Consider the following 17,740-nt stretch of genomic DNA (forward strand, 5'->3'; position numbering starts at 1 on the left):
CCGTCACACCGCCGTCCGCTGCCCGCCGTCCGCCGCCCGCCGGGCCAGTACGAGCCGCCACCGCGGCAGCCCGTCGGGCCGGCGCCCGAAGTGCTCCAGCGGGACCGTCTCCACCGTGAAGCCGGCCGCCCGCAGGTCCGCGCGGACGCCGCCCAGCGGGAAGGTCCGGTAGTACATGACGAACGGCGGCCGCCACACGGCGTTGCGCACCCGCATCGCCGCGTCGAAGCCCGCCGTCACCCACCAGGCGGGGTGCCGCGGCGGGATCGGCGCGCCGATCGGGAACGCGAAGACCCCGCCCGGCCGCAGGGCGTGGTGCACGCCGGCGAAGACGGCGGGCCGCTCGGCCGGCAGGAAGTGCCCGAAGGCCCCGAAGCTCACCGCCAGGTCGTACGAGGCTCCGAGCGCGGGCGGCAGTGCCCGCGCGTCCGCCCGTACGAAGTCCACGCGCTCGTCCGCGTGCGCCCGCCGGGCTTCGGCCAGCATCCCCGCGCTCAGGTCCACCCCGGTGACCAGGCCCCGGCACAGCCGGCGGAGCATCCCGATGCCCGCGCCGGTGCCGCAGCACAGGTCCAGCCCGGAACCGAAGGAGCCCTCGTGCTGCGCGAGCGTCTCCTCGACCGCGTCGAGCATCCGGTCCGGGGTGCGGAAGGGGGTGCGGTCGAACGTGGGCGCCAACAGGTCGTAGCCCCGCTCGATCGAGGACAGGGCCTGGACGGCCAGTTCGCGGAGGGTCGGCCCCTGTGAGGTGAACACGGCCCCAGCGTAGCTTTCCGCGACCCACCGGGACCGGGACCACAACCGGGACCGCGACCGCGACCGGCGCCGGACATGGACGTGCGGCGGCCGCGATGGCTCCCCCTCCGGGCCACCGCGACCGCCGTTCCCCCGTGTACCCCGTGGCCCCCCCGTTGGTCCCCCGTGACCCCCGGCCCCCCGTGGTACGTCTTGCGCCCCGCCTTACGGGCGCGGAGTGGACGCGTGGTTGTCCAGCGTCACGATCTCCTCGTCCGAGGCGTGGTTGTCGAGCGGTTTGATCTCGATGCCCGACGCGTGATTGTCCAGCGGCTTGATTTCGACACCGGACGCGTGGTTGTCCAGCGGCTTGATGTCGCCGTCGTTCGGCAGGATGTTCTCGTTCGTCGTCATCGAATCTCCTGATGGATGGGTCGGGCCCGTTCGGCGATTCCCCCGCGGACCGCCGAACGGGTGGTCCTCCAGCCGACTCCCGCGCCCCCCGACGCGCCGAGTCGATGAACCCCATACTGCCGCGCGGCGATAAACGAACGATGAACGTCTCGTTCAGCAGCTCAGGCGGCGATCTCTGCCGCCAACAGGGCCTGGACTTCGCCCAGTTCGGACGAGCCGAGCTGCGTGAAAACGACCTCCGCGTCCCGCCAGCACACCCGCGCCCGGTCCCGCTGACCGAGGCGCCGCAGCGCCTTGCCCAGCACCGTCAGCACCGTGGCCCGGCGCCACTCGCCGCCGATGCCCCGCAGCGCGATGGCCTGCTCGGCGTGCGAGGCGGCCAACGTCGGCCGTCGCGCCGCCAGATGGGCCTCCGCGAGCCGGAAGTGCGTCACGCCCTCCCACAGCGGCTGGCGGTTCTCGTGGAACAGCGACAGCGCCTCGCTGAGCTGCGACAGCGCCTCGCCGAGGCGGCCCGCCTGGGTGAGGGCGATGCCGAGCGCGTAGCGGCCGTTGGCCAGGCGCAGGGTCAGGCCCATCCGGTCGTAGATGGCGATGCCCTGCTGGGCGAGCTGTATGGCGCTGGTGAGCCGGCCCAGCTCCACGTGGATCCGGGAGAGGTTGCACAGCGCGCTGGCCTCGCCGACGTTGTTGCCGTCGGCCCGGAAGTTCTCGATGGCCTCCAGCAGGTACCGCTCGCCGTCGGCGTACCGGCCCTCGTACAGGGCGATGATCCCGCGGTCGTTGGGTGCCCAGCAGCTGGGCAGCGGGTCGCCGGCGGTACGGGCGAGCAGGGTGGCCCGGCGGGCCTCGTCGTCGGCCTCGGTGAAGCGGCCGGCCACCAGGTGGACGTTGGTCAGGGTGGTACGGGCCCGGCCCTCGGCGCGCGGGTCCTGCGCGGCGTGCGCGGCGTCGCGCAGGGCCGTCGCGGCCGATTCGTACTGCTTGGAGTTGGCCCCCGACTCGGCGAGGTCCTTGGCCGCCCACAGGAGGTCGACGGCCCGGCGCAGCACCTGGGTCCCGCCCGAGGCCTTGCCGCCGGCGCCGGCGCGTACGGAGGCCTGCCGGACGCACGCGAGCAGCGGATCGGCCTCGGCGTACAGCCAGTCCTGGGCGGCGCGCGGGTCGGCGAACAGCAGGCCGGGGTAGCGGGTGGCGGACAGGTGCGCGACGAGGCGGTCACCGGGGCGCTCCAGCCCGTACACGCCGGAGGCGGTGGCCAGGTAGAAGTCCAGCAGCCGGTCGAGGGCGGCGTCGCGCTCGCTCGGCGGCTGTTCGTCGCGCTCGGCGCACGCACGCGCGTAGAGCCGTACGAGGTCGTGGAAGCGGTAGCGGCCGGGTGCGGCGGATTCGAGGAGGGAGCAGTCGACCAAAGCTTCGAGGAGGTCCTCGGTGTCGTGCTCGGGCAGGTCGATGACGGCGGCGGCCGCGGCCAGGGAGACGTCGGGGCCGTCGGCGAGTCCGAGCAGGCGGAAGGCGCGCTGCTGGGCGGGCTCCAGCTGGCCGTAGCCGAGCTCGAAGGTGGCCTTGACGGCGAGGTCTCCGGCCTGGAGCTCGTCGAGGCGGCGGCGTTCGTCGGCGAGCTTGGCGGCGAGGACGGAGACGGTCCAGGTGCGGCGGGCGGCCAGGCGCGAGGCGGCGATGCGGATGGCGAGCGGCAGGAAGCCGCAGGCGCCGACGACGTCGAGGGCGGCCTGGCGCTCGGCGCCCACCCGCTCGGCGCCGACGATGCGGGTGAACAGCTGAAGGGCCTCCTCGGGGCTCATCACGTCGAGGTCGACGAGGTGGGCTCCGGCGAGGCCCGCCATCCGGACCCGGCTGGTGACGAGGGCGGCGCAGCCCGCGGTGCCGGGCAGCAGCGGGCGGACCTGGGCGGCGTCGCGGGCGTTGTCGAGCAGGACCAGGACGCGGCGGCCGTCGAGCGTGGAGCGGTAGAGCGCGGCCCGTTCGGCGGGGGAGTCGGGGATCGCGGTGTCGGGGGTGCCGAGCGCGCGCAGGAAGGAGCCGAGGACGGCGACGGGCTCGGCGGGGCGCGGTTCGGTGCCCTGGAGGTCGACGTAGAGCTGTCCGTCGGGGAAGTGCGGGCGGGCGGCGTGCGCGACGTGCACGGCGAGGGTGGTCTTGCCGACGCCGCCGATGCCGGCGAGCGCGGAGACGGCCATGACCTGGCCGTCGGCGCCGGCGAGGATGTCTCCCAGTTCGGCCACGAAGCTGGCGCGGCCCGTGAAGTCGGGGACGGTGGCGGGCAATTGGGCGGGCCTTACCTGGATGGGGGCGGCGGCGGGCGCGGGGTCCTCGGCGTGGGCGAGTTCGGCGTCGGCGCGCAGGATGCGCTGTTGGAGGGTGGAGAGTTCGGGGCGCGGGTCGACGCCCAGCTCGTCGGCGAGGAGCCGGCGGGTGTCGGCGTACACGGCGAGGGCCTCGGCCTGGCGGCCGCTGCGGTAGAGGGCGAGCATCAGCAGCTCGCGCAGCCGTTCGCGCAGCGGATGGGCGGCGGTGAGGGCGGTGAGTTCGGAGACGGCCTCGGCGTGGTGGCCGAGCTCCAGGTCCAGGTCGAGGCGGGTCTCCAGGAGCTGCAGCCGCCACTCGGCGAGGCGGGTGCGCTCGGTCTCGGCGTGCGGGCCGGGGACTCCGGCGAGGGGTTCGCCGTCCCAGACGTCGAGGGCGCGGGCGAGCAGCGTGCGGGCGAGCGCGCGGTCGCCGGCGGTGCGGGCCTGTTCGGCGTCGGCGGCCAAGCTGCGGGCGATGCCGAGGTCGAGGGCCTCGATGTGGCGCAGCCGGATGGCGTATCCGCCGGACTCGCTGACGAGCAGCCCCGGGTCGAGGACCTTGCGCAGCCGGGAGGCGTACGTACGGATGGTGGCGAGCGCCTGCTGCGGCGGGTCCTCGCCCCAGATCGCGTCGATGAGTTCGGGTGCGGTGGCGGTACGGCCGTCGCGGAGCAGGAGTACGGCGAGCAGGGCGCGCTGCTGGGGGGTGCCGGGCGGCAGGAGCTCGGCGCCGCGCCAGGCGCGGATGGGGCCGAGGACGGCGAACCGGGAGCTTCCGGGGGTGTGCTCGGGGACGGGCGCGGCGCTGCCGGCGGCGGGCGCGGACTTCTCGGCGGCTTCGGCGGCTTCGGCAGCTTCGGTGGACTCGGCGGCGTCGCTGGATTCGGGACCCTGGGTGGCCTCGCGGGCCTGAGGGGCCTCGGAGACCGGGGAGGCCTCGGGGGCCTGGGAGACCTCGGGGACGGATTCCGCGAGTGCCCCGGCGGGGGTCGCGGCGGCAGCGGCACTCCGGCCTGCGGCCTGGGGCTCTTGGTTGCTCCGGGCCGCCTCGGGGTGCTTCCGCTGGTGCGGGATGGCCGGTACGCCGTCCATCTGGTGTCCCCCCTGCCTTCCGTAGGTGTAAGGGCCAGTCTGCCCTGTGTTGCCCGTACCCGTCAGCCCGTGGCGGATCGATCCCCTGCCAACTAGCTGACGGTTCGTCAGATTGACGCTACCGTAAGGACATGGAGACCTTCCCGAAGATCATCTCGGTGGACGACCACACGGTTGAGCCCCCCCATGTCTGGCGGGACCGGCTCCCGTCCAAGTACCACGACGTCGGCCCCCGCGTCGTCCGCGCCCCCCTGAAGGAAATGACCTTCCTCGGCGGCAGGTTCGCCCCCGTCATGGGCGCCAAGGGCGACGACGGCCCGATCGGCGACTGGTGGATCTACGAAGACCTGCACCGGCCGCTCACCCGCCTCGACACCTCCGTCGGGTACGACCGCGACGAGATCAAACTGGAAGTCATCACCTACGAGCAGATGCGCCCGGGGTCCTTCTCGGTTCCCGACCGCCTCGCGGACATGGACGTCAACCACGTCCAGTCGGCGCTCTGCTTCCCGACCTTCCCGCGCTTCTGCGGCCAGACCTTCACCGAGGCCAAGGACCGCGAGCTCGGCCTGCTGGGCGTACGGGCGTACAACGACTGGATGGTGGAGGAGTGGTGCGGCCCCGACGCGCGCGGCCGGCTCATCCCGCTCACCCTGATCCCGCTCTGGGACGCCCGCTTGGCCGCCGCCGAGGTCCGCCGCAACGCGGCACGCGGCGTACGCGCGGTCGCCTTCTCGGAGATACCGCCGCACCTGGGCCTGCCGTCCATTCACACGGACGAGTGGGACCCCTTCCTGGAGGCGTGCAACGAGACCGGCACGGTCATCGCCATGCACATCGGCTCCTCGTCGAAGATGCCGTCCACCTCGGCGGACGCCCCACCGGCCGTCGGCTCCACCATCACCTTCGCCAACTGCTGTTTCTCGATGGTCGACTGGCTGATGAGCGGCAAGTTCGAGCGCTTCCCGAACCTGCGGATCATGTACGCGGAGGGCCAGATCGGCTGGATCCCGTACATCCTGGAACGCGCGAACGTGGTCTGGGAGGAGAACCGCGGCTGGGGCGGCGTCGCCGACAAGGTGCTGCGCCCGCCGTCGGAGCTGTTCGCGGAGCACGTCTTCGGCTGCTTCTTCGACGACGCGTTCGGTCTGCGGAACCTGGACGCCATCGGCGTGGGCAACGTCCTGTACGAGACGGACTACCCGCACTCGGACTCGACGTGGCCCAAGTCCCGCGAGGTGGGGGAGTCCCAGATGGGCCACCTCGCCCCGGACGTGGTGGACCGCATCGTCCGCGGCAACGCGATCGACCTCCTCGGCCTGACCCCCGAGGGCCTGTGGCCGGGACCGGGTTCGGGTTCGGGTTCGGCGGCCTGAGCGCCTGTCGACGCACGCCGGCCCCGGGAGCGCGCGAGGCGCGGTCCCGGGGCGGTTGGGTGTGCGCCCGGCGGTTACGAGGCGCTGCGCGCCCGCCCGGCGACCGCGACCGCCGGACGGACGTGGGTCAGGAGGAGCTCCAGGAAGCGCTCCGGGCGGCGGAACGACGCGAAGTGGCTCGTCCCCTCGATCACCGCGAAGTGCTTGACCGGGGCCTCGACCTCCTCGAAGAAGGCCCGGGCGGACGCCGTCGGGGTGAGGACGTCGAACTCGCCCTGGAAGATGAAGAAGGGGATCTCGAAACGGGTCCCGTCGGCCCGGTCGTCGAATCCGGCCGTCCCCCCGGTCGCCCGCTCCGAGAAGGACTGCCCGCGGAAGAAGTCCCGCAGATCGCGCAGCGAGTGCAGCGGCGACAGCCACATCGACCCCAGCACCACCTTCTTGATGGTGTCGAGCGTCAGCGGGTCGCTCTGCGCGGACAGCTTCGCGTACGTCGCCCGCTGCGCCGGCGTCCAGGCGCGCGCGTCCGCGCCGATCGCCTCGACCTGCGCGAGCCGCTTCGTCCTGCCGGCCGCGCGCAGCCGCTCCAGCAGGCCCGCGTGGGCGGCGGTGTCACGGCCGCCGGACTGGATGTTCTGGTCGGTGCCGACGTAGGCGGAGTACAGCTCGGGGTGGTTGCGGGCCAGGCGCAGCCCGAAGACGCTGCCGTAGGAGTTCGCCACCAGGACGACGCGGTCCGTGCGCAGCCGCTCGATGGCGTGCCGGGTGACCTCCAGGGCGTCCTCGTAGAGCCGGTCGAAGGTGGTCTCGCCCTGGCCCTGCGGGCCGCCGCGGCCGAAGGTCTTCCCGGCTCCGCGCATGTCCCAGCGGACGATCGTGAAGTGCTGTTCCCAGGCGCGGGTCCGGGTGGTGTGGATGGAGTTGGGGGCGCCGGGGCCGCCGTGGATCTCGACGATGACGGGGTTGGTCCGGTCCTCGCCGCGGACCGAGATCCACTGGTCGATGCCGCCGATGCGGACGAAGCCCTGCTCGTCGATGCCGGCCGGGGACTCGATGCGCAGCGCCTCGGCGCCCCGGGCGCGGCGTACGGCGCGGTGGGCGAGGAGGCCGACGGGTGCGGCGGCGAGGGCGGCGGCGGTGGTGGTGGCGGTGGTGACGAGCGCGGCGGCAAGCATTGTGTCCCCCATAAACTGTTTCCGGTGTATGCGGAAGAGTGTGCGGCGTCGCGCCGGCACTGTCAATGCCCTTGGGCGGGGAGCGCCTTGCGGTGGAAGTGACGGCAGGGCATGCTTCGCCAGAGCAAAGTCGGGAGGGGTGCCTGTGGTGGACAAACGGACCGTGGTGACAGCGGTGTTGTGTGCGGTGGCGGCGCTGGGCGCGTCCGCGGTCATGACACAGGTGGTGCCCGCCTCGGACGGCGGGAGCGCCGCGCGGGTGAAGTCGGCGCCGCCGGTGACGTCCTCGACCTCCCGGCCGTCACCATCGCAAGCAGCGAAGCAACCGCAGCTGTCCACCTCGCAGAGCCCCCGCCCGAAGGGCTCGGCGCCCGAGGAGGGCGGGGTCACGCGCATCGCCGGAGCGCTGTTCGAAGGCGCCGTTGAGGGCGACCACTTCTGCACGGCGACGGTCGTGCACAGTCCCGGGCGGAACCTGATCGTCACCGCCGGGCACTGCCTGCTCGCCGGCCGGGGCGGCGGCGAGGGCGCGATCTTCGCACCCGCGTACGCCGACGGGCGGGCCCCGTACGGCACCTGGAAGATCGAGGAGGTCTACGAGGACCCCCGCTGGGCGGACGACACGAACGACGACTACGACCTCGCCTTCGCCCGCCTCGCCCCGGACGCCTCGGGCCGCAACATCGAGGACGTCACCGGCGCGGCCGCCCTGGACACCACGGGCCGTTCGGGTGAGGAGGTCACGGTCACCGGCTACCCGGCGGACCGCAAGGTCCCGCGCACTTGCACGGGCATCGCGGTCCGCGCGAGCGCGACGGAACAGCGCTTCGACTGCGCGGACTTCCCGGGTGGCACGAGCGGCAGCGCGTGGATCGCCAAGGACGGGCGGATCATCGGCATCCTGACGGGCGGCGACACGGACGACGTCTCGACGAGCACCGTCCTGAACGAATACGCGGCAACGCTGTACGGCCGGGCGACGGCGACCACGGCCGCGAAGCCCTGAGCCGCCCGGGAGTCGGCCCGGGTCGTCAGCGGAGCAGGCCCAGGTGGACCGGCTCGGCGGGGATGTCGGCGAGGAGTTCCGCCAGGCGCGGCGGCCACAGGGGCTCGCCGAGGGTGGCGAGCGCCTGCTGCGGGAGCCAGCGCCAGTGCGCGTCGGGGGACTCGGTGACGGGCTCGCGGTGGGGCCCGTCGGTGACGTAGATGTGCTCGTGCTGGCGCACCGGGACGCCCTGGTACGTGAAGTCGTGCTCCCAGGTGCACAGCAGCCGCCGCGGCTCGAGATCGGTCCAGCCGGTCTCCTCGCGCAACTCCCGCCGCACACACTCCTCGGGACTCTCCCCGGGATCGATCCCACCGCCGGGGGGCAGCCAGTGGATGCCGACCTCGACGTTGTCCTCGCGGAAGAGGAACACGGCCCCGTCGGGGGAGCGGACGACAATTCGTGCTGCCTGACGCGGAGTTCTCATCAAGCCAGCGTACGACGATGAGACTGACGGGAAACCCCCAAACCCTGTCGCGCCCCCGCCCAAGAGGGTCCCGCCCCCGCAACCCCCGACCCACCCCTTCGCGACCCCACCCCCTGCGGGGTAGAGGCCGGCCAGTGTGCCTACTGGATGCGGATCTGGCCCTTGGTCGCGCCCAGCGAGCGGCGCAGGCCGATCTCGTGGCGGCGCTCCAGCGCGCGGCGACCGGCGACCGGCGACCGGCGACCGGCGACGCGACCCTGCTCGGCCACCTCGTGCGCAATCCGCTAGCCAATGCCGTACGTCACAACCGCGCGGGCGGCCGCGTCGCCCTGGCGACCACCGCCGACGGGGAACTGACGGTGTCCAACACCGGTCCGGTGATGGACCCGCAGGACGTTCCGCGTCTCCTGGAGCCCTTCCGGCGCAGCACCGAGCGGCAGCACACCGCAGGTGAAGGCGCCGGGTTGGGGCTTTCCATCGTCGCCTCGATCGCCCGCGCGCACGGCGCCGGGCTGCTCGCCGAGGCCAATCCGGAACCGGAGGGCGGCCTCACGCTCCGGGTCCGCTTCCCCCTGCCGCAAGCCCCCGGGCCCTGAGGCCGCCCCGGAGCGGAAGATCGCCGGTGTAGTACGGTCGGGCCAATGAGCAAGCACGCCCGAGCCCGTTCCCGTTCCCGGCGCCCGCGTTCGCGTCCGCTGGCCATTGGTGCCACCCTCGGCCTGCTGATCTTCGGCGCGGGCTGGGCGTACGCCGTGTACGAGACGCCCGGTGCGGATCCCCGGCAGTCGCTGGCGGCCGACGACCGGGCGGCGGCCCCGGAGCGCGCGGCGCGCGGGGAGCAGCGCGAGGCCCTCCAGGGTCTGCCCGGCCTGAGCGAACAGACCCGGGCGCGGATCCCCGCCGAGTCCCGCCAGCTCGTCCTGGTCACCGGCGAGGCGATGGACTCCTCGCGCTCCACCGTCGCCCTGTACACGCGCCCGGCGCCGGGCGCGGACTGGGTCAAGGGCGACAGCTGGCCCGCGCGCAACGGCGCGAAGGGCTGGTCCACGGAGCGTACGTACGGGGATCTGACGTCCCCGCAGGGCGTGTTCGCGCTGACCGACGCGGGCGGGCTGCTGGCGAAGCCGCCGGGCACGAGGTTCCCGTACGACCGCAGTGGCTCCTTCGTCGCGTCGGGCCGGGGTGTCGAGGGGGAGTCGCTGGCGGGTTCCTTCGACTACGTCGTCGCGATCGACTTCAACCGCAAGCCGGGGACCTCGCCGCTGGACCCGACCAAGCCCGACGGAGAGCGCAAGGGCGGCAACATCTGGCTCCACGTGGACCACGACGGCCCCTCGCAGGGCTGTGTGGGCATCCCGAAGGAGGCCATGAAGAAGGTGCTGGAGACCCTCGACCCGGCCGCGAAGCCGGTCATCGCGATGGGTCCGGCAGGCTTTTGAGGCTCCGCTCCGGCGCCGCCGCCGGAGCCCGCCGGCCCTGCAGGAGCAGGCCGGTGTAGGCGAGGTCGAAGACGCTGCACAGGATGCCGAGGCCGAGGATGAACGGCGCGTCCTCGATCACCCCGAAGAGGATCGTCGGGGCGAGCGTCCCCAGCCATTTGGCGACGGCGATGACGAGCGACTGGCCGCGGGGGCCGCGCCGGGCGGCGTAGAGGGAGACGAACAGCCCGGACATCAGCAGGTTCTGGAGGAAGGCCGAGTACCGGGTCGCGTCGTGGGTGGCGAAGTGTGCGAGGAACAGCCACTGCACGGCGAAGGCACTGCCGAAGACGAGCACGTTCCAGGCGGCGAACAGCGGCCGGGTCACGAGCTCCGGGAGCTCCGCGCGCCCGAAGCGCAGGTAGGTGTAGACGATGACGACGTCGGCGAGGGCCCACACCACGTTGACGACGCCCTGCGCGGACACCCCGCCGAGGAACTCGTTCACGGCGTAGGTCGACTCCCACGCGAAGTTCAGCGCGAGCGCCGCGACCGGCATCGCGTACGTACGGTCCCGCAGCCCGACCCGGATCGCCTCGGCGTACACCACGGTCCACGCGACCCCGCTGACCAGGGTCAGAAACAGATCCACGCCGCTCCTCGCCGCTCGCACCGCCCGAGCGCCGCACCCTAGGTCCCCGGGCCGGGCTTCCGCCAGACTCGTGCGCGCCGGAGCTCCCGGGACCAGATCCTGACGACCCGGACCCGGTTCCCGCACAGGGCGGTCAGGTCCTCGGGATCCGAGGTCAGCAAGGTGACGGGTCCGGGCTGGTCCAGGGCGGTCGCGGCCACGACGGCGTCCAGCGCGTACTCGTGTCCGTGCAGCCCGGCGGCGGCGAGCAGCCTGCTCGCGTGCCGGGCGATGGCCTCGCCCGGCGGGATCACGTTCACCCGGGACACCGCGTGGTCGAAGCGGGCCTGCTTCACCCGGGGGTCCCGCGCCTCGACGAGGGTGACGGAGCTGATCACCACCCGGATGTCCTCGGCTTCCGCGGCCGTAAGCCACTCCAGCAGACCGGAGTCCTGGAGCACGAGTCGGAGAGCCCCTCGCAGTCGAGGACCAGCGTCCCGCTCACGCGGCGTCCGACGAGGCTGCCGCCTCGCCGCGCAGGACCGCCCGCTTGGCCTCGACGGACGCCGGGTCGGCGGGTCCGGCGCCGTCTTCGCGCCCACCCCTTGCCTGACGGACCGTCAGCTACGACGATGGCCCCCGGCGTCGGTATGACGAATCGGCAGACGAGGACGAGGCGGGGACGGCATGGCGCGCGTGTTTCCGGAAGGTCGGCTGGTCTACGGGATGCAGCTCCCGATCCAGTCGCAGAGCACCATCTACGCCGAACCCTGGGAGGCGTCGGCCGGCGCGGCCGATCTCGCCGAGGTGGCGCGGGCCGCCGACCGGGCGGGCTTCGGGTACGTCGCCACCTGCGACCACGTGGCCATCCCGCGCCGGCTCGCCGGCCCCATGAGCACCGTCTGGTACGACCCGGTCGCCACCCTGGCCTTCCTGGCCGGCGTCACCGAGCGCGTGCGGCTGCTGAGCCACGTCGCGATCCTGGGCCTGCGCCACCCGCTGCTCAGCGCCAAGCAGTACGCCACCGTCGACCACCTCTCCGGCGGCCGGCTGATCCTCGGCGTCGGCGCCGGTCACGTCCAGGAGGAGTTCGAGGTCCTCGGCGCGGACTTCGAGCGCCGAGGGGCCGTCCTCGACGAGACCCTGGACGCCCTGCGCGCGGCCCTCGGGCCCGAGGAGTACCCGCGGTTCGAGGGTGAGCGGTTCTCCTTCAAGGACCTCGGCCAGCTGCCCCGGCCCAGCCAGGAGCGGATCCCCGTCTGGGTCGGCGGCTCCTCGCCCGCCGCCCTGCGCCGGGCCGCCGTGCGCGGCGACGGCTGGCTCCCGCAGGGCGACCCGCGCGACAAGCTCCCGGCGCAGATCGCCCGCATCAAGGAGCTCCGGGCGGCCGCCGGGGTCGAGGGCCCCATCGAGTTCGGCGCGATCACCGAGGCGCTGTACGTGGGCGAGCCCGGCTGGGACACCGGCCGCCGGGCCCTCACGGGCAAGGCGCAGGCGCTGGCGGAGTCCCTGCGCGCGTACAAGGCGCTCGGCGTGGACCAGATCCAGGTCCGCTTCCGCAGCCGCGACCGCGCCGAACTCGTCGACCAGATCACCGCGTTCGGGGCCGATGTGGCCCCGCTCCTCAATGACTAGCGACTGGGAGTCGTGACCATGGGCAAGCTGGACGGGCGCGTCGTCATCATCACCGGGGCGGCGCGCGGCCAGGGCGAGCAGGAGGCCCGCCTCTTCGCCGCCGAGGGCGCCAAGGTGCTCCTCGGCGACGTGCTGGACGAGCAGGGCGCGGCGGTCGCCAAGGAGATAGGCGAGGACCGGGCCCGGTACGTACGGATGGACGTGAGCCGGGAGGAGGACTGGGCGGCCGCCGTCGCGACGGCCAAGGAGGCCTTCGGCCGGGTGGACGGCCTGGTCAACAACGCGGGCATCCTGCGCTTCAACGAGCTCACCGCGACCCCGCTGGAGGAGTTCCGCCAGGTGATCGAGGTCAACCAGGTCGGGGCCTTCCTCGGCATCAAGGCCGTGGCCCCCGAGATCGAGGCGGCCGGCGGCGGCACGATCGTCAACACCTCCTCGTACACGGGCCTGACGGGCATGGCGTACGTCGGCGCGTACGCCGCGACCAAGGCGGCCATCCTCGGGCTGACCCGGGTGGCGGCGCTGGAGCTGGCGGCCAAGGGGATCCGGGTCAACGCGATGTGCCCGGGCGCGGTGGACACGCCGATGGCCAACCCGGGCCTGCTGGACCCGGCGAACATGACCGACGAGGCCAGGGACGCGATGGCCGAGCTCTACAAGAAGGTCGTGCCGATGGGGCGGGTCGGGCAGCCGCAGGAGATCGCGCGGCTCGCGCTCTTCCTGACCGGCGAGGACTCCTCGTACATCACCGGCCAGCCGTTCGTCATCGACGGCGGCTGGATGGCGGGCGTCAGCATCGTGTAGCCGCCTATCTGATGGAGCGTCAGGTATTGACGCTCCCGCCCTCGCGATGGAACAGTCGTGGCATCGAATCTGACGCAACGTCAGAAACCAAAGGACGGTGAACCCCCTTGGAATTCGGGCTCTTTGTGCAGGGATACGTGCCTGAGGCGCGATCCAAGGTCGACCCCGAGGCAGAGCACAAGGCGCTGATCGAGGAGACCGAGTACGTCATCCAGGCCGACAAGTCCGGCTTCAAGTACGCCTGGGCCTCCGAGCACCACTTCCTGGAGGAGTACTCGCACCTGTCGGCGAACGAGGTGTTCCTCGGGTACCTCGCCCACGCCACCGAGCGCATCCACCTCGGCTCCGGCATCTTCAACCCGCTCGCCCCGGTGAACCACCCGGTCAAGGTGGCCGAGAAGGTCACCATGCTCGACCACCTCTCCAAGGGCCGCTTCGAGTTCGGCACCGGCCGCGGCGCCGGCAGCCACGAGATCCTCGGATTCCTCCCCGGCATCGAGGACATGAACGGCACCAAGGAGATCTGGGAGGAGACCATCGCGGAATTCCCCAAGATGTTCCTCCAAGAGGAGTACGAGGGGTTCCAGGGCAAGCACTGGTCCCTGCCGCCGCGCAAGATCTTCCCCAAGCCGTACGGGAAGGCGCACCCGGCCATGTGGTACGCCGCCGGCTCGCCCGCCTCGTACGCGATGGCGGCCAAGAAGGGCCTCGGCGTGCTGGGCTTCAGCGTGCAGAAGGTCTCCGACATGGCGTGGGTGCTGGACCAGTACAAGACGGCCGTCCAGGAGGCGAAGGCCATCGGCGCCTTCGTCAACGACAACGTCATGGTCACCTCGACCGCGATCTGCGCCGAGACCCATGACAAGGCCGTCGAGATCGCGGTCAACGCGAACATGAACCGCTTCCAGTCGCTGGTCTTCCGCTACCACGACACCTTCCCGCGGCCCGAGGCGATCCCGCAGTGGCCCGAGACGCTGCCGGCGTACAACGCGGAGATCATCGAGCTGCTGATCGCCGAGGAGCTGCTGATCTGCGGCGACCCGGACGAGGTCCGCGCGCAGTGCAAGCGCTGGGAGGAGGCCGGCGCCGACCAGCTGTCCTTCGGCCTGCCGACCGGGGTGTCCCCCGAGGACACCATGACCACGATCAAGCTCATCGGCGAGCACGTGATCCCGCACATCGACACGGACCCGGTCCACCGCACCACGCGCTTCCGCGAGGCCGCGGGCTCCTGAGGAACGGGGGCGGCGTCTTCCCGGACCGCCGCCCCGAACCGGCCCCGGCCGGAGGTCAAGGCCGCGGCCGGCCGGCGACCCCCGACCGGGGCCCTCAGGGGCCCCGGATGCGGGCTGTCGCCCGGCAGAGAACAGCCCCGCCGGCGTTTGAGGCGCGGGGTCTGGGGCGGAGCCCCAGGACACGGAAGGGACGTCATGCTCGACCACCTGATCAAGGGCGCCACCGTCGTGGACGGCACCGGCGCCCCCGCCCGCGTCGCGGACGTCGGCATACGCGACGGCCGGATCGTCGCCATCGCAGACCCCGGCACCGTCACCGAGGATTCGCGCACCGCCGAGGACGCGACCGGCCTCGTCCTGACCCCGGGCTTCGTCGACCCGCACACCCACTACGACGCCCAGCTCTTCTGGGACCCGTACGCCACCCCCTCCATGAACCACGGCGTGACCACCATCGCCGGCGGCAACTGCGGTTTCACCCTGGCCCCCCTCAACCCGGCCCGCCCCGAGGACGCCGACTACACGCGCCGCATGATGAGCAAGGTCGAGGGCATGGCCCTCAAGGCCCTCGAAGAGGGCGTCGACTGGACCTGGTCCACCTTCGGCGAGTACCTCGACGCACTCGAAGGCCGGATAGCCGTCAACGCCGGCTTCATGGTCGGCCACTGCGCCCTGCGCCGGCACGTGATGGGCGAGGACGCCGTCGGCGGACGGCCCACCCCCGAGCAGATGCGGCAGATGCTCGACCTCTTCCACGACGCCATGAACGCCGGCGCCTGGGGACTGTCCACCACCCAGTCCTCCACCCACTCCGACGGCGCCGGCGCCCCCGTCGCCTCCCGGCACGCCGAGCCGCAGGAGCTCCTCGCGCTGTGCGAGGCCGTCGCCGAACACGAGGGCACCCAGCTCGAAGCCATCGTCGCGGGCTGCCTCGACCAGTTCTCCGACGAGGAGATCGACCTCTTCGTCGACATGAGCGCCGCCGCCGGCCGCCCCCTGAACTGGAACGTCCTGACCATCGACTCCTCCGTCCCCGAACGCGTCCCGCGCCAGCTGGTCCCGAGCGAGCGCGCCCGCAAGGCCGGCGGCCGGATCGTGGCGCTGACGATGCCGATCCTGACGCCCATGAACATGTCGCTCGGCACCTTCTGCGCGCTCAACCTCATCCCCGGCTGGGGCGAGATCCTCGGCCTGCCCGTCCCGGAGCGGATCGAGAAGCTGCGCGACCCGGACGTACGGGCCGAGATGCTGCGCCGCGCCGACAGCAAGGAGGCCGGGGTCTTCCGGCGCCTGGCCGACTTCGGGCGCTACGTCATCGGTGACACGTACAGCAAGGAGAACGAGGGCCTGTCGGGGCGCGTCGTCAACGACATCGCCGCCGAGCGCGGCCTGGACGCCTTCCGGTGCCTGGTGGAGATCTGCGCCAACGACGAACTGCGTACGGTGCTGTGGCCCATGCCGACCGACAACGACCCGGCGAGCTGGGCCCTGCGCGCCGAGACCTGGCAGCACGAGGACGTCATGCTCGGCGGCTCCGACGCGGGCGCGCACCTGGACCGCATGTGCGGGGCCCCGTACACGACCCGGTTCCTCGGGGACTGCCTGCGCGGACGCAAGCTGCTGCCGCTGGAGCAGGCGGTACGGATGCTCACCGACGACCCGGCGCAGCTGTTCGGGCTGCGCGAGCGCGGCCGGATCGCCGAGGGGTACCACGCGGACCTGGTCCTCTTCGACCCGGCGCGGATCGAGGCCGGCCCGGCGACGCTCGTGCACGACCTGCCCGGTGACAGCCCGCGGCTGGACGCGCGGGCCATCGGCATCGTCTCGGTACGGGTCAACGGCGTCGAGACCATCCGCGACGACGAGGTGACGGGGGCGATCCCGGGCATCGTGCTGCGCTCCGGCAGGGACACGAGGACGGTGAGCACCCGATGAGCGGGAACGGGCCGCAGCGGCTCTACATCGGCGGCGAGTGGGTCGAGCCCTCGGGCGGCCACTACGAGGTGGTCAACCCGGCGGACGAATCCGTCGTCGGCCTCGCCCCCGAGGCCTCGCCGGCCCAGGTCGAGGAGGCGGCGCGCGCCGCGGCCGAGGCCTTCGGGAGCTGGTCCCGCACCCGGCCCGAGGAGCGCGCCGCGATCCTGGACCGGGCCGCCGACATCATCCAGCGGGAGTACGAGCCCTGGTCGGCGCTGGCCCAGGCCGAGACGGGCGCGCCCACCGGGATCGCCCGCGGCATGCAGGTCGGCGTCGGGGTGGCCCGCTTCCGGCGGTACGCGAAGGGCGCCCTGGAACCGGTCGAGCGGGGCCTGCCCCCGCAGGTCACCGACGCCGGGCCGATGGGCGCGGCGAGCGTCCTGGGCGCGCTGGAGGTGCGCCAGCCGGTCGGGGTCGTCACCTGCATCACCTCGTACAACAACCCGTGGGCGAACCCGGCGGGCAAGGTGGCCCCGGCCCTGGCCATGGGCAACACGGTGGTGGTCAAGCCGGCCCCGCAGGACCCGCTGTCGGTGTTCAAGATGGCCGAGGCCCTCGCGGAGGCGGGGGTCCCGGCGGGTGTGGTGAACGTGGTGAACGGCCGGTCGGTGGAAGTCGGCGAGGCCGCCGTGGACTCCCCGTACGTGGACATGGTGTCCTTCACCGGTTCCACGGGCGTCGGGCAGCGCATCGCGGAGGTCTGCGGGCGGACCATGAAGCGGCAGTTGATGGAGCTGGGCGGCAAGGGCGCGGCGATCGTCTTCGAGGACGTGGACGACGCGGGCCTGGACGCGGCGGTGACGGGGATCGGCACCACCTTCTCCTTCTACTCCGGGCAGATCTGCACGGCCCCGACCCGGGTGATCGTCCACCGGGCGGTCTACGACCGGCTGATCGAGAAGCTGACCGGCTACCTGGGCTTCATGAAGGTCGGCGACCCGGCGGAGCGCGGCACGGTGGTCGGCCCGGTGATCTCGGCGGTGCACCGCGACCGGGTGGAGTCGTTCGTCGAGCTGGGCCGCAAGGAGGGCGCGCGCCTCGCGTACGGCGGTGAGCGGCCGGTGGTCGGCGAGGGGGGCCGGGCGGGAAAGGGCTTCTACGTGGCGCCGACCCTGCTGGTGGACTGCACGAGCGACATGCGGGTGGTCCGCGAGGAGATCTTCGGCCCGGTCGTCGTGGTGGTCCCCTTCGACGGGGCTGGTGGCGACGCGGAGGAGGAGGCGGTCCGGCTCGCGAACGACAGCGACTTCGGCCTGATCAGCTACGTGTGGTCCGGGGATCCGGCCCGCGCCTTCCGGGTCGCGCGCCGGCTGCGGTCGGGCGGGGTCGGCGTCAACACCATCGGCCGGAACATGGAGGCGCCGTTCGGCGGCTTCAAGCGGTCGGGGGTCGGGCGGGATGTCGGCTCGTACGCCCTGCACGCGTACAGCGAGGTGCAGTCGATCGTCTGGGCGGGCTGAGGAATAC

At 72.7% G+C, this 17,740-nt stretch carries 15 protein-coding genes and 1 pseudogene; 9 read left to right on the plus strand and 7 right to left on the minus strand.

Going from position 1 to position 17,740, the window contains the following annotated elements; genetic code table 11:
* Nucleotides 1–3 precede the first annotated feature (3 nt).
* From ACFWB8_RS13335 to ACFWB8_RS13345, 3 genes are all read right to left on the minus strand, one after another.
* Nucleotides 4–756, minus strand: coding sequence for a class I SAM-dependent methyltransferase (locus tag ACFWB8_RS13335; protein ID WP_385225385.1), 753 nt, complete (start codon nt 754–756; stop codon nt 4–6).
* A 204-nt stretch (nt 757–960) separates the two neighbouring features.
* Nucleotides 961–1,149, minus strand: a complete 189-nt coding sequence (locus ACFWB8_RS13340) for a hypothetical protein (protein ID WP_385225387.1) — start codon at nt 1,147–1,149, stop codon at nt 961–963.
* Between the two features lie 161 nt (nt 1,150–1,310).
* The gene (locus ACFWB8_RS13345) at nt 1,311–4,550 is read right to left on the minus strand and encodes a BTAD domain-containing putative transcriptional regulator (RefSeq protein ID WP_385225389.1); all 3,240 of its coding nucleotides are present in this window, start codon (nt 4,548–4,550) and stop codon (nt 1,311–1,313) included.
* 131 nt (nt 4,551–4,681) lie between these two features.
* On the opposite strand from ACFWB8_RS13345, the gene ACFWB8_RS13350 reads away from it, so the two are divergent.
* Nucleotides 4,682–5,926, plus strand: coding sequence for an amidohydrolase family protein (locus tag ACFWB8_RS13350; protein ID WP_385225391.1), 1,245 nt, complete (start codon nt 4,682–4,684; stop codon nt 5,924–5,926).
* 74 nt (nt 5,927–6,000) lie between these two features.
* Here the strand turns inward: ACFWB8_RS13350 and ACFWB8_RS13355 are convergent, their stop codons facing one another.
* Nucleotides 6,001–7,101 carry an alpha/beta fold hydrolase gene (locus tag ACFWB8_RS13355; protein WP_385225393.1) on the minus strand — a complete coding sequence of 367 codons (1,101 nt, stop codon included), beginning with the start codon at nt 7,099–7,101 and terminating at the stop codon, nt 6,001–6,003.
* Between the two features lie 148 nt (nt 7,102–7,249).
* Between ACFWB8_RS13355 and ACFWB8_RS13360 the strand changes: the two genes are divergently transcribed.
* The gene (locus ACFWB8_RS13360; RefSeq protein ID WP_385225395.1) at nt 7,250–8,107 is read left to right on the plus strand and encodes a trypsin-like serine peptidase; all 858 of its coding nucleotides are present in this window, start codon (nt 7,250–7,252) and stop codon (nt 8,105–8,107) included.
* Between the two features lie 25 nt (nt 8,108–8,132).
* Here the strand turns inward: ACFWB8_RS13360 and ACFWB8_RS13365 are convergent, their stop codons facing one another.
* Entirely contained in the window at nt 8,133–8,573 is a 441-nt protein-coding gene (locus ACFWB8_RS13365; protein ID WP_385225397.1) for an NUDIX hydrolase, read from the minus strand.
* Between the two features lie 134 nt (nt 8,574–8,707).
* Between ACFWB8_RS13365 and ACFWB8_RS13370 the strand changes: the two genes are divergently transcribed.
* A complete protein-coding gene (locus ACFWB8_RS13370) occupies nt 8,708–9,169 on the plus strand; it encodes an ATP-binding protein (RefSeq protein WP_385225399.1) in 462 nt (153 codons plus the stop codon).
* A gap of 45 nt (nt 9,170–9,214) precedes the next feature.
* Nucleotides 9,215–10,012, plus strand: a complete 798-nt coding sequence (locus tag ACFWB8_RS13375; RefSeq protein ID WP_385225401.1) for a hypothetical protein — start codon at nt 9,215–9,217, stop codon at nt 10,010–10,012.
* Here ACFWB8_RS13375 and ACFWB8_RS13380 read toward each other — a convergent pair.
* Nucleotides 9,984–10,643, minus strand: coding sequence for a hypothetical protein (locus tag ACFWB8_RS13380; protein WP_385225403.1), 660 nt, complete (start codon nt 10,641–10,643; stop codon nt 9,984–9,986). The two genes, ACFWB8_RS13375 and ACFWB8_RS13380, sit on opposite strands and share 29 nt — an antisense overlap.
* A 38-nt stretch (nt 10,644–10,681) precedes the next feature.
* Nucleotides 10,682–11,127: pseudogene (locus ACFWB8_RS13385) on the minus strand (type II toxin-antitoxin system VapC family toxin).
* A 182-nt stretch (nt 11,128–11,309) separates the two neighbouring features.
* Here ACFWB8_RS13385 and ACFWB8_RS13390 point away from each other — a divergent pair.
* The 5 genes from ACFWB8_RS13390 (at nt 11,310) to ACFWB8_RS13410 (ending at nt 17,733) form a co-directional block, all read left to right on the plus strand.
* Nucleotides 11,310–12,257: an LLM class F420-dependent oxidoreductase gene (locus ACFWB8_RS13390; protein WP_385225405.1), complete on the plus strand. Its 948-nt coding sequence runs from the start codon at nt 11,310–11,312 to the stop codon at nt 12,255–12,257.
* Nucleotides 12,258–12,275: 18 nt separating this feature from the next.
* Entirely contained in the window at nt 12,276–13,061 is a 786-nt protein-coding gene (locus ACFWB8_RS13395; RefSeq protein WP_385225407.1) for an SDR family NAD(P)-dependent oxidoreductase, read from the plus strand.
* 107 nt (nt 13,062–13,168) lie between these two features.
* Nucleotides 13,169–14,296 (plus strand): LLM class flavin-dependent oxidoreductase, encoded by a 1,128-nt coding sequence (locus ACFWB8_RS13400; RefSeq protein WP_385225409.1) that lies wholly within the window; start codon nt 13,169–13,171, stop codon nt 14,294–14,296.
* Between the two features lie 195 nt (nt 14,297–14,491).
* On the plus strand, nt 14,492–16,231 hold the full coding sequence (locus ACFWB8_RS13405) for an amidohydrolase family protein (RefSeq protein ID WP_385225411.1): 1,740 nt from the start codon (nt 14,492–14,494) through the stop codon (nt 16,229–16,231).
* A complete protein-coding gene (locus ACFWB8_RS13410) occupies nt 16,228–17,733 on the plus strand; it encodes an aldehyde dehydrogenase family protein (protein ID WP_385225413.1) in 1,506 nt (501 codons plus the stop codon). The genes ACFWB8_RS13405 and ACFWB8_RS13410 overlap by 4 nt, the downstream gene beginning before the upstream one ends.
* The last annotated feature ends 7 nt before the right edge of the window (nt 17,734–17,740 follow it).

The sequence above is a fragment of the Streptomyces sp. NPDC060031 genome (assembly GCF_042736805.1).
Lineage (GTDB): Bacteria > Actinomycetota > Actinomycetes > Streptomycetales > Streptomycetaceae > Streptomyces.